The sequence below is a fragment of the Acinetobacter sp. CFCC 11171 genome, from assembly GCF_003268405.1.
GTDB lineage: Bacteria > Pseudomonadota > Gammaproteobacteria > Pseudomonadales > Moraxellaceae > Acinetobacter > Acinetobacter amyesii.
On the sequence record NZ_LQXP01000005.1, the window covers coordinates 125,167 to 138,999 of the forward strand.

At 40.2% G+C, this 13,833-nt stretch carries 13 protein-coding genes; 5 read left to right on the forward strand and 8 right to left on the reverse strand.

Going from position 1 to position 13,833, the window contains the following annotated elements; all coding sequences use genetic code 11:
- Positions 1–10: 10 nt before the first annotated feature.
- The 3 genes from AVJ20_RS04405 to AVJ20_RS04415 form a co-directional block, all read right to left on the reverse strand.
- A complete protein-coding gene (locus tag AVJ20_RS04405; RefSeq protein ID WP_111884283.1) occupies positions 11–1,018 on the reverse strand; it encodes an LLM class flavin-dependent oxidoreductase in 1,008 nt (335 codons plus the stop codon).
- Positions 1,019–1,195: 177 nt separating this feature from the next.
- A complete protein-coding gene (locus AVJ20_RS04410; RefSeq protein WP_111884284.1) occupies positions 1,196–1,723 on the reverse strand; it encodes a hypothetical protein in 528 nt (175 codons plus the stop codon).
- Between the two features lie 290 nt (positions 1,724–2,013).
- Positions 2,014–2,442, reverse strand: coding sequence for a glycine zipper domain-containing protein (locus AVJ20_RS04415; protein WP_078193959.1), 429 nt, complete (start codon positions 2,440–2,442; stop codon positions 2,014–2,016).
- Between the two features lie 366 nt (positions 2,443–2,808).
- Between AVJ20_RS04415 and prfA the strand changes: the two genes are divergently transcribed.
- Both prfA and prmC read left to right on the forward strand, forming a co-directional pair.
- A complete protein-coding gene (gene prfA, locus AVJ20_RS04420; RefSeq protein ID WP_078188570.1) occupies positions 2,809–3,897 on the forward strand; it encodes a peptide chain release factor 1 in 1,089 nt (362 codons plus the stop codon).
- Positions 3,897–4,715 (forward strand): peptide chain release factor N(5)-glutamine methyltransferase, encoded by an 819-nt coding sequence (gene prmC, locus AVJ20_RS04425; protein ID WP_111884285.1) that lies wholly within the window; start codon positions 3,897–3,899, stop codon positions 4,713–4,715. The genes prfA and prmC overlap by 1 nt, the downstream gene beginning before the upstream one ends.
- A gap of 116 nt (positions 4,716–4,831) precedes the next feature.
- Here prmC and AVJ20_RS04430 read toward each other — a convergent pair whose 3' ends face one another.
- From AVJ20_RS04430 to AVJ20_RS04445, 4 genes are all read right to left on the reverse strand, one after another.
- Positions 4,832–5,662 carry an ABC transporter permease gene (locus tag AVJ20_RS04430; RefSeq protein WP_111884286.1) on the reverse strand — a complete coding sequence of 277 codons (831 nt, stop codon included), beginning with the start codon at positions 5,660–5,662 and terminating at the stop codon, positions 4,832–4,834.
- Position 5,663: 1 nt separating this feature from the next.
- On the reverse strand, positions 5,664–6,632 hold the full coding sequence (locus AVJ20_RS04435) for an aliphatic sulfonate ABC transporter substrate-binding protein (RefSeq protein WP_111884294.1): 969 nt from the start codon (positions 6,630–6,632) through the stop codon (positions 5,664–5,666).
- Between the two features lie 315 nt (positions 6,633–6,947).
- A complete protein-coding gene (locus AVJ20_RS04440; RefSeq protein ID WP_111884287.1) occupies positions 6,948–7,301 on the reverse strand; it encodes a hypothetical protein in 354 nt (117 codons plus the stop codon).
- Between the two features lie 200 nt (positions 7,302–7,501).
- Positions 7,502–8,536, reverse strand: a complete 1,035-nt coding sequence (locus tag AVJ20_RS04445; RefSeq protein ID WP_111884288.1) for an AraC family transcriptional regulator — start codon at positions 8,534–8,536, stop codon at positions 7,502–7,504.
- 141 nt (positions 8,537–8,677) lie between these two features.
- Here AVJ20_RS04445 and AVJ20_RS04450 point away from each other — a divergent pair, with 141 nt between their 5' ends.
- The 3 genes from AVJ20_RS04450 (at position 8,678) to AVJ20_RS04460 (ending at position 12,857) form a co-directional block, all read left to right on the forward strand.
- Complete coding sequence (locus AVJ20_RS04450; RefSeq protein ID WP_111884289.1) at positions 8,678–9,448, forward strand: 3-hydroxyacyl-CoA dehydrogenase; 771 nt, start codon at positions 8,678–8,680, stop codon at positions 9,446–9,448.
- 318 nt (positions 9,449–9,766) lie between these two features.
- Entirely contained in the window at positions 9,767–10,903 is a 1,137-nt protein-coding gene (locus AVJ20_RS04455) for an acyl-CoA dehydrogenase family protein (protein ID WP_111884290.1), read from the forward strand.
- Positions 10,904–11,213: 310 nt separating this feature from the next.
- The gene (locus tag AVJ20_RS04460) at positions 11,214–12,857 is read left to right on the forward strand and encodes an AMP-binding protein (protein WP_111884291.1); all 1,644 of its coding nucleotides are present in this window, start codon (positions 11,214–11,216) and stop codon (positions 12,855–12,857) included.
- Between the two features lie 162 nt (positions 12,858–13,019).
- Here AVJ20_RS04460 and AVJ20_RS04465 read toward each other — a convergent pair whose 3' ends face one another.
- Positions 13,020–13,535 carry a pyridoxamine 5'-phosphate oxidase family protein gene (locus AVJ20_RS04465; protein ID WP_111884292.1) on the reverse strand — a complete coding sequence of 172 codons (516 nt, stop codon included), beginning with the start codon at positions 13,533–13,535 and terminating at the stop codon, positions 13,020–13,022.
- Positions 13,536–13,833 lie beyond the last annotated feature (298 nt).

Genomic DNA, 13,833 nt, shown 5'->3' on the forward strand with positions numbered 1-13,833 from the left:
GCTTAGAGTCTCAAGCCAGATCATTTTTGATTTGCATTAAACGTTCGAAATTTTCAATGCGCTTATCGGTATCGTAAATGTCGCAGGTGAAAATAAACTCATCAACGTCATATTTAGTGAGTAGGTTTTCTAAACCTGTTCGAACAGTTGCATTTGAACCGACTTGTCCCATAGCGTAGAAATTATCAACAGACAGCTTTTCTGCAGCAGACCATAAGCCTTGCATACTGTCGACCGGAGCTTTGAGTTTTAAACTTTGACCACGCATTAAACCTAAAACCCGTTGGTAAGCACTCGTTGCTAGATATTCTGCTTCTTCATCTGTTTCAGCAACAACCGTTGGTACGCCCATAGACACATAAGGTTGATCTAAATATTCGGATGCTTGGAAATTTTCACGATAGAGCTGAATCGCTTGTCCAAGCATGCGTGGTGCGAAATGAGAAGCAAAAGAATAGGGTAGACCTAAACGTGCAGCGAGTTGTGCACTGAATAAACTTGAACCTAGCAGCCATACGGGAACATGTGTATTTTGTCCCGGTGTGGCAATGATGCGCTGGTGAGGTTCAGGTGCTTTGAAGTATTGTAAAATCTCAAGAACATCTTGTGGAAATTGATCTTCGGTTTCCTGACGGCCACGGCGTAGTGCGCGCATGGTGGTTTGGTCAGTACCTGGTGCGCGACCTAAACCGAGTTCAATACGTCCAGGATATAACGTTTCAAGCGTGCCAAATTGTTCAGCGACAACTAAAGGCGCATGGTTGGGCAACATAATCCCACCTGAACCGAGCTTGATAGATTGTGTATTTGCTAAGAGATAACCGAGTAAAACCGCAGTTGCAGAACTTGCGATGCCGTCCATATTGTGGTGTTCGGCTAACCATAGACGTTCATAGCCAAGCTCTTCTGCTCTCTGCGCTAACTGGAGTGCATGTTTGAGCGAAAATTCGATGGTTTTATCATCTCGAACAGGTGCGAGTTCAAGTATTGAAAATTTTGTATCGGCTAGAGTACGCATGTTTTCTCTCAGAGATCTTTATATCGAAATAATACGATATAAAAAGCTGAATGTATATCGAATAAACTCGATATGGTCGTGGGGCGGTGTGAAAAGACAACTTTAGATATATCTAAACTTTTTTATATACAAAAAAAGCACCCGAAGGTGCTGATTTTTTTCATTGAAATATATCGATTAACGTTTACCGTTTTTGTACCAACCTAAGTGACGACCATTGTCTCCACGGTAGCCTCGGTCGTGGTAGCTATAATTATTGGTACGATAGCCACGGTTGTTATAACGACGGTCATAGCGATCATCATAACGACCATTATAACGGTCATCATAGCGACGGTCTTCAGACACTTTTTTACCTAGTGCAGAACCACCAGCTGAACCAAGTGCAGCACCGATATAACCACCGTTTGTGCCGCCCATGTTTTTACCTACGGTATAACCACCTGCGCCACCAAGTGCACCACCGATGATGGCACCATTACGGTCACGTTTGTTTGCCGATGCTGCTGCACCTGCACCGCCACCAATTGCTGAACCAATCATTGCGCCAGTTTGGCCGCCAACTTGGTTACCGATTGCTGCACCAACAACACCACCTAAAGCAGATGTTAATGCAGTATTGGTGCTATTACCTGCATGTGTTGCAGTCATAGTAAGTGCTGAAGCGGCAATTGCTGCACTGAATAGAATTTTATTAATTTTCATTTTTAAACTCCTTACGAAGCATGATGTTTATCTGTTGATATCAATATATGAAAACACATAGCGAATATTTGGAGCGTGATGTGAAATAAAATACGTGTTCCGTTGCTGCAATGTAAATTTTGCACTTTATTTCTACATGATTGATGACTTGGTTGGAGGGAAGGCAAATCTAAATATTTATCAGGAGCAATAAATAAAGTTGTATTTATCATTTGAAAAAAGGCGATACATAAAAAAAGCACCCGAAGGTGCTATTTTCACTATTCAATAAGGACTCACTAATTTTTGAATTAGTGACGACGACGGTAACGTTTTTTGTATTTACGTTCTTGGTGTTTGTCGTAAGCTTTATCTTTAGAGATTTTATTACCTAGAGCTGCACCACCAGCAGCACCTAGTGCAGAGCCGATGTAACCACCGTTTGTACCGCCCATGCTTTTACCAACAGTATAACCTGTACCACCACCTAAAGCACCGCCGATAGCAGATTCTGTACGGTTGCGTTTATTACTTGCTACCGCAGCACCACCAGCACCACCAAGAGCGGCACCAATTGTAGCGCCGGTATTACCGCCCATGTTTTTACCAATTGCAGTACCTGCAACACTACCTAATGCACTAGCTGCAGCAACGCGTGTTGTACTATCTGCATTTGCAGACACAGTGAACATAGAAGCAGTTGCTAGAGTGGCTGTCATTAAAAGAGTATTCAGTTTCATAGTTCACTCCATGTCCTTCATAAACGCGAGGACTTTTCTTAATCATTTCGATGGCAGTAAATGTAACAAAACTATTCGCTATAAATATGGAGAGCTTTCTCTTTATTTGGTGATTTGAGTGTCTAGTTTGTATAAGTTTTATTAATATTGTGAAAAAAATGGTCGAATGCAGAAAATCTGTACGACTTTGTGGAGAAAGGTAGGAGTGATGAAGTTCACACTTTGATATTTAGGTCATTGATAGGCCAAAAAACAATATATATGTCATTTCAGACCCATTATCGGTACACTAGCGCCATTATTTTGAATTTTGGCATATCCGTGAAAGTTTAGCGGTAGAGCCTGTGTATTGAGATTTTTTGAAAAATGAAAGAATCGTTACGTTTACGATTAGATCAGCTCTCTGACCGTCACGAAGAATTAAATGCATTACTCGCAGATGTAGAAGTTATTTCAGACAACAAACGTTTCCGTCAGTTGTCACGTGAGCATAGTGATTTATCTGAAATCACTGAAGTTTGGAAAAAATACCGTCAAGCAGAAGAAGATATTGAGACTGCTGAAGTAATGATGACGGATCCAGATTTTAAAGAGATGGCCGTTGAGGAAATCAAAGAAAATAAAGCTTTGATCGGTCAGCTTGAAGCAGACTTAAATATTCTGATGATTCCAAAAGATCCGAATGATGCGAACTCTGCTTATTTAGAAATTCGTGCCGGAACAGGTGGTGACGAAGCTGCAATTTTCTCTGGTGACTTGTATCGAATGTACAGTAAATATGCTGAATCACAAGGTTGGCGTATTGAAGTGCTGTCTGAAAATGACGGCGAACATGGCGGTTATAAAGAAGTGATTTGCCTCATCAATGGTGAAGGCGTATATGGTCGTTTGAAATTTGAAAGTGGTGCACATCGTGTACAGCGTGTTCCTGCAACAGAGTCACAAGGTCGTGTTCATACTTCGGCATGTACTGTTGCGATTTTGCCGGAAATTGATGTAGACACCAGTGTTGAAATTAATCCTTCAGAATTACGTATTGATACCTATCGTGCATCTGGTGCGGGTGGTCAGCACATTAACAAAACTGACTCTGCTGTACGTATTACCCATATTCCAACGGGTACAGTTGTAGAATGTCAGGACGAACGTTCACAGCATAAAAACAAAGCCAAAGCGATGGCGCTGTTGGTTTCTCGTTTAGAAAATGCCAAACGCGCAGCGGCAGATGCCGCGACGTCTGAAATGCGTCGTGACTTGGTGGGTTCTGGTGACCGTTCTGAGCGTATTCGTACCTATAACTATCCACAAGGTCGTATGACTGATCATCGTATTAACCTAACACTGTATAAGTTGGATGCAGTGATGGAAGGTGATTTGACTGAATTGCTAGATAGTTTGCATCGTGAATATCAAGCCGATCAGTTGGCTTTATTAGCACAGCAGAATGGTGGCTAATGAATATTGCACAGGCTTTGGCCTATCGTGGTGAACCTGAGAGTTATGAACGTCAGGAAAATGCGTGGTTGTTAGAGCATATCACCAAGATTGATTCTTTTGATTTAATCATGAAAAAGGATCAAGAATTAACAGCTGAGCAAGAACAACTCTATGTTGAAAGTCTTGCACGTATTACCGCAGGTGAGCCTTTGGCTTACGTCACAGGTTCTCAGCCATTTTGGACGCTAGACTTAAAAGTGACTAAAGATACTTTGGTGCCACGTCCTGATACGGAAGTACTTGTTGAAACTGTACTGCGTTTAGAACTTCCTGAAGATGCTCGTGTGGTCGATTTAGGAACAGGAACTGGTGCTGTAGCGTTATCATTAGCCAGTGAACGTCCAGATTGGTCAATTGTGGCTTCAGATATTTACGAACCTACATTGGAAGTCGCTGAGTTTAATGCCAAAAAGCATGATCTTGAACATGTGCAGTTTGTCTTAGGTTCTTGGTTGAAACCCTTTGGTCGTGCTTTCTTTGATGTAATTGTGTCAAATCCGCCGTATATCGATGCTGATGATGTACACATGAAGGATTTGGCAACAGAGCCTGAACGTGCTTTGGTTGCAGATAATCATGGGCTTGCTGATCTTGAACAAATCATTCTTCAAGCCAAAAAACATTTAACCGTGAATGGTTGGGTGGTGCTCGAACATGGTTATGACCAAGGGGAAGCAGTCAGACATTTGTTCTTACAAGCTGGGTATCGAAATGTTCGGACTGTAAAAGATTATGGTGGCAATGACCGTGTCAGTTTAGGCCAGTGGCAACACTGATTTGGTGTTAGAGAAATAGTCAAAAATAAAGCGCATTGAATGCGCTTTATTTTATTTTTTTTTCAATTCACATGTGAATATTTGCATGTGTGCATTTGCAAGTGTGGAAAAATACGTTACTTCACCACATCACGCCAACGCAATAGGTATTGTTCTAGATATTTCATCAGGCTATCGGTGATTTTCCCTAAGAGCGCCAATAGAATAATGGCAATAATTACGATATCTGGACGTGAGGTTTCACGACCATCACTGAGCAAATAGCCAATACCTTGCGTGGCTGCAATCAACTCTGCTGCAATCATAAACATCCACGCCAAACTTAAACTATTGCGTAAGCCTGTAAGTATACCCGGTGATGCTGCAGGTAAAATAATCTCACGAATCTGCCTGAAATATTTCAAACGATAAACTTGTGCAACTTCAATGAGTTTTCGGTCTACACCTTGAATCGCTGCAACGGTATTGGTATAGGTCGAGAAAAAAGCACCTATGGCAATGAGGGTGATTTTTGAAGATTCATCAATACCTAACCATAAGAGCAGTAAGGGAATCCACGCCAAACTGGGGATAGATTTAATTGCTGAAAATGTAGGTTCCAAAAATGCTTCGGCTTGTTTGTTCAAACCGACCAAGAGTGCAAAAATCAGAGCAAGTCCGCTACCAATAAAAAAGCCTAAAAATACCCGCCAAGTACTGGTCCAGATATGCTGCCAAAGTTCACCTTCAGATAACTCTATAAATGACTGCCAAAGACTACTCGGAGCAGGGAGTAGATACGGTTCGATAACACCATTTTTGACCAAGATTTCACATAGCAGCAACAAAACCACAGGTAGAGCAAGACCTTTTAAAATCAAGATCAACTTGGGTTTTATATGGTTTGATGAATCGGAAGCGGTCGAAACCGCTGTATCGACTTTGGGTTGAGTCACTGATAATGACATGTTATTTCACAACCTTTTTCGCATAACGTGCATCAAAAAGATGGTCAATGACTTGATTGACATTGGTACCTTTACGAACTAAATCTTCCTCAGTCAAAATCGTGCCAGATTTCTTTAAGGCCGCAATGTGTTTAGCTGTTGGGATATTTTGCTCAAAGTTGGTACGACTTAACTGGAGCTTGGCAACAGCCAATGGAAGCTTAGACTCACGTGCCAATAATTCGGCTAATTTATCTGGATTGGCTTTGGCCCATTGTCGTGCTTGTTCATAGGCTTTAATCACAGCTTCAACGGCTTCAGGACTTTGCTGGCTAAATTGTTGTTTGGTACTTAAAACACTATAGCTGTTAAAACCCACATTTCTATACAGCAAACGTGCGCCTGATTGTACTTGTGCAGATGCCATGAGTGGATCTAATCCCGCCCATGCATCGACTTGACCACGTTCTAAAGCTGTTTTTCCATCAGGATGTTGTAAATGTACCAATTGCACATCACCTTTATTGAGGCCGACTGTTTCCAAAGACTGCAAAGTAAACATGAATGGATCGGTTCCTTTGGTCGCCGCAATTTTTTTGCCTTTAAGCTCTTTCAGGCTTTTAATCGGAGAGTTTTTTGCCACAAGTAATGCCGTCCATTCAGGCTGTGACTGGATGTATACGGTTTTAATCGGACTGCCATTGGCACGACTCAAAACGGCTGCAAGTCCTGCCGTTGAGGCAAAATCCACACTGCCACTATTGAGATATTCAAGTGAGCGATTACTACCTTGGCTAAAGACCCATTTAATTTGTGTTTTGGGTAATGCTTTTTCTAAGAGTTTTTGTTCCTTCACCACTAAACTGGTCGGTGCATAGTAGGCATAATCCAGTTTAAGTGTCGAAGGAATAGCAGCAAAGATAGAGCTACTGAATAGGCTGAATGTCAGCGTAGAAAAAATTAGTTTTGAGCTTTTAAATAGGGAAGTCATATCGTTCACAATCAAGTGTTGAATTATGAGCACATAGATACGACGGAAATATTTCAGAAACAAAACAGAATAAATGCTAAGAATAATAGAAATCGAGATAAGCGTATAAATCAAATATAGGTATTTGATTTAAAATGCTTTATTGGATTTAATTGTGATGAAATTTCGTTATATAAATTAATGTGTAAACTTGCATGAAAAATGCTTAGATATTTTAGTGTAATGAATATTCAAAAATTATAGTGAATTACAGACTTAAAATAACTTTTCCAATAAAAAAGCAGCTCTCGCTGCTTTTTTATATGTGATCAATACTTACATTGGGTAATCTTGTAAGCTATCGAAAACTTCAACTTGTTCTAAAGCTGCTGTTTCTACTGCAAGACAGTAAGCAATAATTTTTGCAGTTGCACTCACTAAATTTTCATCTTTTAGATTTGCACCTGCTTGAATTGCTTCAATGTCATCCGCTTGAATATCCAGCGCATGAGCAACTTCAACTGCATTTTCAGTGCTAAAAAATTGTGAGATTAAATTTTGCAAATCGATATCTGCGACAGTTTTAAGCTGTTCATGAAACAGGTCATCAATTGCGTCAATCTGAGTGAAAAGAGAATCTGAAAAGTTTTGAACAAGTTGTTGTTCAAGAACATCAATCATCTTAAGCATAGGAAAGCCTTTCAAGGAGATGCAGGAGAATTGGAAAATAAATAAGCAAATCGCTTTAAATTGAGTGAAAAATAACCTAATTAGACTAAAGTAGCAATCACTCAAGGATGAATGGTCAGTCTATTTATTGAATGTTTTTAAGTTATTGATTTTCTATTCATTAGATGAATATTCAATTTATAAATAGTGAATATCAAATTTTAGGCCTTGAATTCAGGCGCATTATTTTGTCGATATGCACCAGGACTGACACCTGTCCATTTTTTAAAAGCCCGATGAAAAGCACTCGGATCATGAAAATTCAGTTCTTCACTGATATCTTGCAAGCTTTTATCGGTATGGGTTAAAAAATCGATGGCGGTATCTCGTCGGATATCATTTTTGAGTTGTTGATAACTCACACCTTCACTTTTAAGACGGCGATGCATTGTGGCTTCCGACATATTCATTTTGACCGCCAACTCATAAAACTCTAACCATTCGGCAGGAGGAACGTCTAACAGTTGTTTACGAATTTGGCTGCTGAGCGCATACGGGTTTTTAAAGCGTACCAAAAGGTTTTCAGGTGTTTGTTGTAAGAATTGATACCACGAACGTGTGTCTTGTTTGATTGGTAGACTTAAATAACTGGCATCGAGCTGTATATAGTTTTGACTGGCTTGGTAATGAATATTTTCACAGAAGCGGACTTTATAGTCGTGATCATCAATAGGTGCATCGCATTTAAATTGGATTTGGTTTAATAAAATCCGTTGTCCACTCAACCAGCACAGTAGCGTATGGATGAGCATCAAATATGTTGCATAGCTGAACATGCGTTTAGGCGCTTGTTGGTCATAGATCACGATATAAGCAAAGTGATCTTCAATGGTTAAATCACTATGCAAGTCATCTAAAACCAGATTTAAAAATTGTAGGATTTGCTTGAGTGCATCCCCCAAGGTGCTGTTATGCATGACCATTTTCGACAGTAGCTTAAAACTGCCACGTCGCATGGCATGCCGATCCATGCCAAAAAATTCATCATCCATCACATCTGCAAGATGAGTCCATAAAGCCGCATATTGTGAAACGGAAACTCTGGTCTTACTTGATAGCAGTAACTCTGAGGGTATACCAGACTTTTGTAAAATAGAAGAAATATCAAAGTGCTTTTTTTGCGCATCGTGTAATGCTTCATGCACCAAGTCGATAGAAATCGTCCCTTTACTGTATTCGAGTCCATGCTTCGGCATATGTGCGGATAGGTCCTTGTTCAGAATTGTCCAAATACATCAGTAAAGATGCAACATTTGGAAATTGTACTGAATAAATTCTCTGTTTACTCTGCATCTTAAGTCGAATTTAAAACAAGATATCGTAAATAGGGAAATGCTATGGACATTAAAGGAAAAGTTTTTGTTGTGACAGGTGGTGCATCAGGACTAGGCGCTGCGACAGCAACACATCTGATTGGCCTGGGCGCAAAAGTGATTATTGTGGATATGAATCATGAGCATGGCGAAGCAATGCAACGTCAACTGGGTGATCATGCCAAATTTGTTCAATTGGATGTTACCGATGAACAAGCGGTCGGCGCTTTCTTTGCACAAGTTGAAGCGGAATTTGGTCAACTTAATGGCTTAGTGAACTGCGCAGGTATCGCACCCTCTGCAAAAGTTTTAGGTCGTGACGGATTACATGATTTGGCGATGTTCCAAAAAGTATTAAATATAAATGTTTCAGGTACATTCAATATGCTGCGCTATGCGGCACAACTGATTGCTAAATATGAATTAAAAGAGGGTGAAGAAGAGCGTGGCGTGATTGTGAATACGGCGTCGGTTGCGGCTTTTGATGGTCAAATTGGTCAGTCGGCTTATGCAGCATCAAAAGGGGCGGTGGTTGCAATGACATTACCTCTTGCGCGTGAGCTTGCACGTGAATCGATTCGTGTGATGACCATTGCTCCGGGTATTATGGAAACGCCGATGCTCAAAGGCTTAGCACAAAATGTACAAGATGCTTTGGGGCAAATGGTGCCTTTCCCACCACGCTTAGCAAAACCACAAGAGTTTGCAAAATTAGTGACGCATATTTTTGAAAATGCCTATCTCAATGGAGAAGTGATACGTCTTGATGGCGCGATCCGTATGCAGCCTAAATAGTTATTTATTAAAACTGCTTATTCAGGATTCTACGACGGAGTCTGATCGAGAATAACTTCGTTGACAGTAGTTCATCGCGTTACTTTTGTTTCGGCAAAAGTAACCAAAACCATTGTCATTTGCAAAATTTGTCATCAAGCATTTATTGATTTATAGGTCGCAGAATCATTAGAGATTAATGGCGTCTTGCCTTAGACAGTTGCAAATGACGTCGTCGTGTATCCAACTTTGCTTTATACAGCCAAAGTATTTTTAATTCCGCAGTTATCCAAAATTTAAAGCTATACGCGCTATAAAAGATTTAGAAAAGGAAGTCTCATGATTTTAAATGATGAACAAAAAATGGTTCAGGACATGATGCGAAGCTATTCGCAAGAAAAACTGAAACCGACTGCTGCAGAGCGTGATAAAACGGCGTCATTTCCTGCACAAGAACTTAAGGAACTTGGTGAACTGGGTGCTTTAGGCATGACGGTTTCGGATGAATGGGGTGGTGCAGGTTTAGACTATGTGTCTTTGGTTGTTGCCTTAGAAGAAATTGCTGCGGGCGATGGTGCGATTTCCACAATTGTTAGCGTACAAAATTCACTGCCATGTGGCATTACGCAGCGTTATGGTACAGAAGCACAAAAAGAAAAATACTTAAAAAAATTAGCCACTGGCGAATGGTTAGGTTGTTTTTGCCTAACAGAACCACAAGTGGGTTCAGATGCGAGTGCATTGGAATGTAAAGCGGAGCGTGATGGTGATGAGTGGGTGTTAAATGGCACCAAGCAATTTATTACCACAGGAAAACATGCCCAAGTAGCCTTGGTTTTTGCGGTAACGGATAAATCTGCTGGTAAAAAAGGGATTTCGTGCTTTTTAGTACCGACGGATGCACCTGGTTATATCGTATCGCGATTAGAAGACAAAATGGGTCAGCATTGTTCCGATACAGCAACTATAGTTTTAGATGACTGTCGTATTCCTGCCGATAGTCTTTTAGGCCAAGAGGGTGAAGGCTATAAAATTGCCTTATCAAACCTAGAGTCAGGTCGAATTGGCATTGCAGCGCAGTCTGTGGGTATGGCACGAGCAGCATTAGATGCAGCCGTTGAATATGCCAATGAACGAAAGGCATTTGGGGTGGAGATTGTTCAGCATCAAGCCGTGGCATTTCACCTCGCGGATATGGCCACCCAAATTGAGGCAGCACGTCAATTAATCTTCCATGCAGCGACGTTAAAAGATGCAGGTTTTCCATGCTTAAAAGAAGCCTCGATGGCGAAACTTTTTGCATCGACGATGGCTGAACGGGTGTGTTCAGATGCCATTCAAATCCATGGAGGCTACGGTTATGTATCTGATTTTCCAGTAGAACGAATTTATCGTGATGTGCGTGTCAGTCAAATCTATGAAGGTGCATCGGACATTCAGCGGCTGGTGATTGCACGTGAAGTCACCAAAGGGTGAAAGGTTAAAAAATAGACTTTAGTCGATGTTCAAACCCTGCAATGGCGTTGATGGTTATGGAAATTGCAGGGCACATCCAAACATGGTTATCTAGGTATAGACAGTCTAAGAATAGGTAATTTACGAATAGATTGTCGAAGAGTATAAGTTTCAAAACTAAAAAACCGACATTGCAATCGGTGTATAGAAAAGCAGTAAAAGCGGATGTGGCAAAGGAATCGTCACTAGTACGCAGCGGTACAACAACAAGATCAATAAACCTCAAAGTCTTGCACTTTGAGTCATAGAGAACAGGATAGGAATTGTCGTCATGAAGACACTAGAACAAGCATATCGTGATTTTAATTTTGAAAAAATGGTTGCAGAACAATTGGTCGGTACGCCAAGTTCAATCAATGCTTATGATGAATGTTGTGGGCGCTATGTTGGGCAAAATCGAACTGCACTGATCTGGGAAGGTAAAAATGGTGAATCTGAACAATGGACTTTTGAGCAATTAGATTTAGCTTCTGCACAATTGGCAAATTATTATCAGCGCATTGGGCTAAAAGCAGGTGATTGCATTGCAGGCCTATTACCCCGTACTGCAGAGTTATTGATCACCGTATTGGCAACATGGCGTATAGGGGCAATTTATCAGCCTTTGTTTACGGCATTTGAGTCCAAAGCGATTGAGCATCGGGTGCAAACTGCAAGAACAAAGCTGATTGTAACCAACACTGAGCAACGATCAAAACTCAATCATATTGATTTACCACATATTTTAACCGTGCATGCCGATCAAGCAATTCAGACAGATCCTGACTTTTGGTCAGAGCTGCAACTTCATGACACCACATATAACTCAGTACCACGTTCATTTGACGATGAATTTTTAATGATGTTTACATCGGGAACGACCGGTTTGGCCAAGTCTGTACCTGTGCCACACAAAGCGTTATTGGCATTTAAAGGGTATATGACACATGCGGTTGATTTGCGTGATGAAGATTCATTTTGGAATTTGGCAGATCCGGGTTGGGCTTATGGTTTGTACTATGGAATTGCAGGGCCATTAAGTTTAGGACACAGCATTATTATGGATGAACGTGCTTTTAGTGTTGATCATGCACTTCAAGTCATCAAAAAATATAAAGTCAGTAATTTGACCGGTTCACCAACGGCATTTCGTATGTTCTTTGGTTTTAAAGAAAAATTTGATGAATCCCTAAAATCACATTTACGGGTTGTGAGTAGTGCAGGAGAGCCACTAACGCCCGAAGTGATTCAATGGTTTAATCACGATTTAAACGTCAATATTTATGACCAATATGGGCAAACAGAACTCGGTATGGTGATTGCAAATCATCATGCTTTAGAACACTACAAAAAAGTGGGTTCAGCCGGTTTTGCTATACCGGGCCATCGTTTCGCGGTGCTTAATAAAGACTATCAAGAAATTGAACGTGGTGGCATTGGAACATTGGCATTAGACTGGTCGCAATCTCCACTCATGTGGTTCACAGGCTATGGTGGCAATAACCGTAAAGCCTTTGTCGGGAACTACTATTTAACCGGTGATACCGTTCGTTTAAACGAAGAAGGCGGCATTGATTTTGTAGGTCGTGCAGACGATGTCATTACAACGTCAGGCTATCGTGTAGGGCCTTTCGATGTGGAAAGCACATTATTAGAATGTGAAGAGGTTTTAGAGTCGGCAGTTGTTGGTAAGCCTGATCCTGAGCGAACTGAATTGGTCAAAGCTTTTGTGGTATTGAAACCACAATATCAAGCAAGTTCAGAACTCATGGATAAGCTACAAGCCTATGTAAGATCTCGTTTATCCAAGCATGCTTATCCAAAAGAAATTGAATTTGTGGATGGGTTGCCTAAAACATCGAGTGGAAAAATCCAACGTAACTTATTAAAGCAACAAGAAGTGGCCAAAGCGCAATTAATTCAAAAGGTCAGTTGAATCAATTTATATACGCAAGAAAGGCTGCTTGATGCAGCCTTTTTGAAATTGATATTTGTGCTGGTGAAACCATTCATTCGAGATCATATATGCACTTGACTAACTATGGGACAATCCAAATTAACCTAAAATTAAAGCATTCATTCAAATCAATAAAATCATTTATTTTAAGTTCAGGGTATTATGTTCAGTATCAAGTTCTTGAGTTTTACCCGTTAAATTGCCCTTCAAAACTTTGAATAAATGGGTGACTTTATTGTCTTTGACATTCCAGAATTCTGCACTAATAGCATTAGCTATCAAAACGCGAACAGTAGGATCAGTCTTGCCATCGAACCAGTTTTCTGCCCAAGGATTCCATAATTTATCGATTAGGGCCGCATCTGTACTGATTTCTCCATGAGCACTAATTGATACATAAATATCGTCTGAAGGTTTAGCGAATGCTAATCCAAGATGATTACGACCTGCATTGACTGCCTCTACAAGGTCATTGTTTTCTTTCATCAGAAAATAGATATTTTCATGCTCATTCATCTTATCAGAATTAAGCATGGTCATGGGTTGAGAATGAATTTCTTGCTTGTCAGTGACATAGCTAATCATGGTGAAACGCACGTCTTTAATGAGTTTCCATAATTTTTGTCGCTGATCTTGTTCAATGTATTCTTGTGACATTTTTATTCTCCACTTTTAAGTAATCACTTTGGGGTAAAGGGGTAAATATGACTGAGCACAAAGTATTTGAATAATGTGTGTTAGCTCATAAGTTTATCGAACATATTATGTCAGCAATTTAATTCTCACTGAATTCATACATATACCTACGGATTAAATCTCTTTGCATACATAAACGCTTAAAATGTCTTGAATTAAGTTTTATTTTTTGAGGCTAAGGTAGAAAAGAATCATTAAAATGAACCTAATGTAAGCAGCTCTAGTACAACTAAATATGTTTAAAAATATAACTATATTA

Bases quoted from the DNA above. Each gene is read 5' to 3' on its own strand.
- AVJ20_RS04405 (WP_111884283.1), bottom strand. From the start codon at position 1,018: ATGCGTACTCTAGCCGATACAAAATTTTCAATACTTGAACTCGCACCT.
- AVJ20_RS04410 (WP_111884284.1), bottom strand. From the start codon at position 1,723: ATGAAAATTAATAAAATTCTATTCAGTGCAGCAATTGCCGCTTCAGCA.
- AVJ20_RS04415 (WP_078193959.1), bottom strand. From the start codon at position 2,442: ATGAAACTGAATACTCTTTTAATGACAGCCACTCTAGCAACTGCTTCT.
- prfA (WP_078188570.1), top strand. From the start codon at position 2,809: ATGAAAGAATCGTTACGTTTACGATTAGATCAGCTCTCTGACCGTCAC.
- prmC (WP_111884285.1), top strand. From the start codon at position 3,897: ATGAATATTGCACAGGCTTTGGCCTATCGTGGTGAACCTGAGAGTTAT.
- AVJ20_RS04430 (WP_111884286.1), bottom strand. From the start codon at position 5,662: ATGTCATTATCAGTGACTCAACCCAAAGTCGATACAGCGGTTTCGACC.
- AVJ20_RS04435 (WP_111884294.1), bottom strand. From the start codon at position 6,632: ATGACTTCCCTATTTAAAAGCTCAAAACTAATTTTTTCTACGCTGACA.
- AVJ20_RS04440 (WP_111884287.1), bottom strand. From the start codon at position 7,301: ATGCTTAAGATGATTGATGTTCTTGAACAACAACTTGTTCAAAACTTT.
- AVJ20_RS04445 (WP_111884288.1), bottom strand. From the start codon at position 8,536: ATGCCGAAGCATGGACTCGAATACAGTAAAGGGACGATTTCTATCGAC.
- AVJ20_RS04450 (WP_111884289.1), top strand. From the start codon at position 8,678: ATGGACATTAAAGGAAAAGTTTTTGTTGTGACAGGTGGTGCATCAGGA.
- AVJ20_RS04455 (WP_111884290.1), top strand. From the start codon at position 9,767: ATGATTTTAAATGATGAACAAAAAATGGTTCAGGACATGATGCGAAGC.
- AVJ20_RS04460 (WP_111884291.1), top strand. From the start codon at position 11,214: ATGAAGACACTAGAACAAGCATATCGTGATTTTAATTTTGAAAAAATG.
- AVJ20_RS04465 (WP_111884292.1), bottom strand. From the start codon at position 13,535: ATGTCACAAGAATACATTGAACAAGATCAGCGACAAAAATTATGGAAA.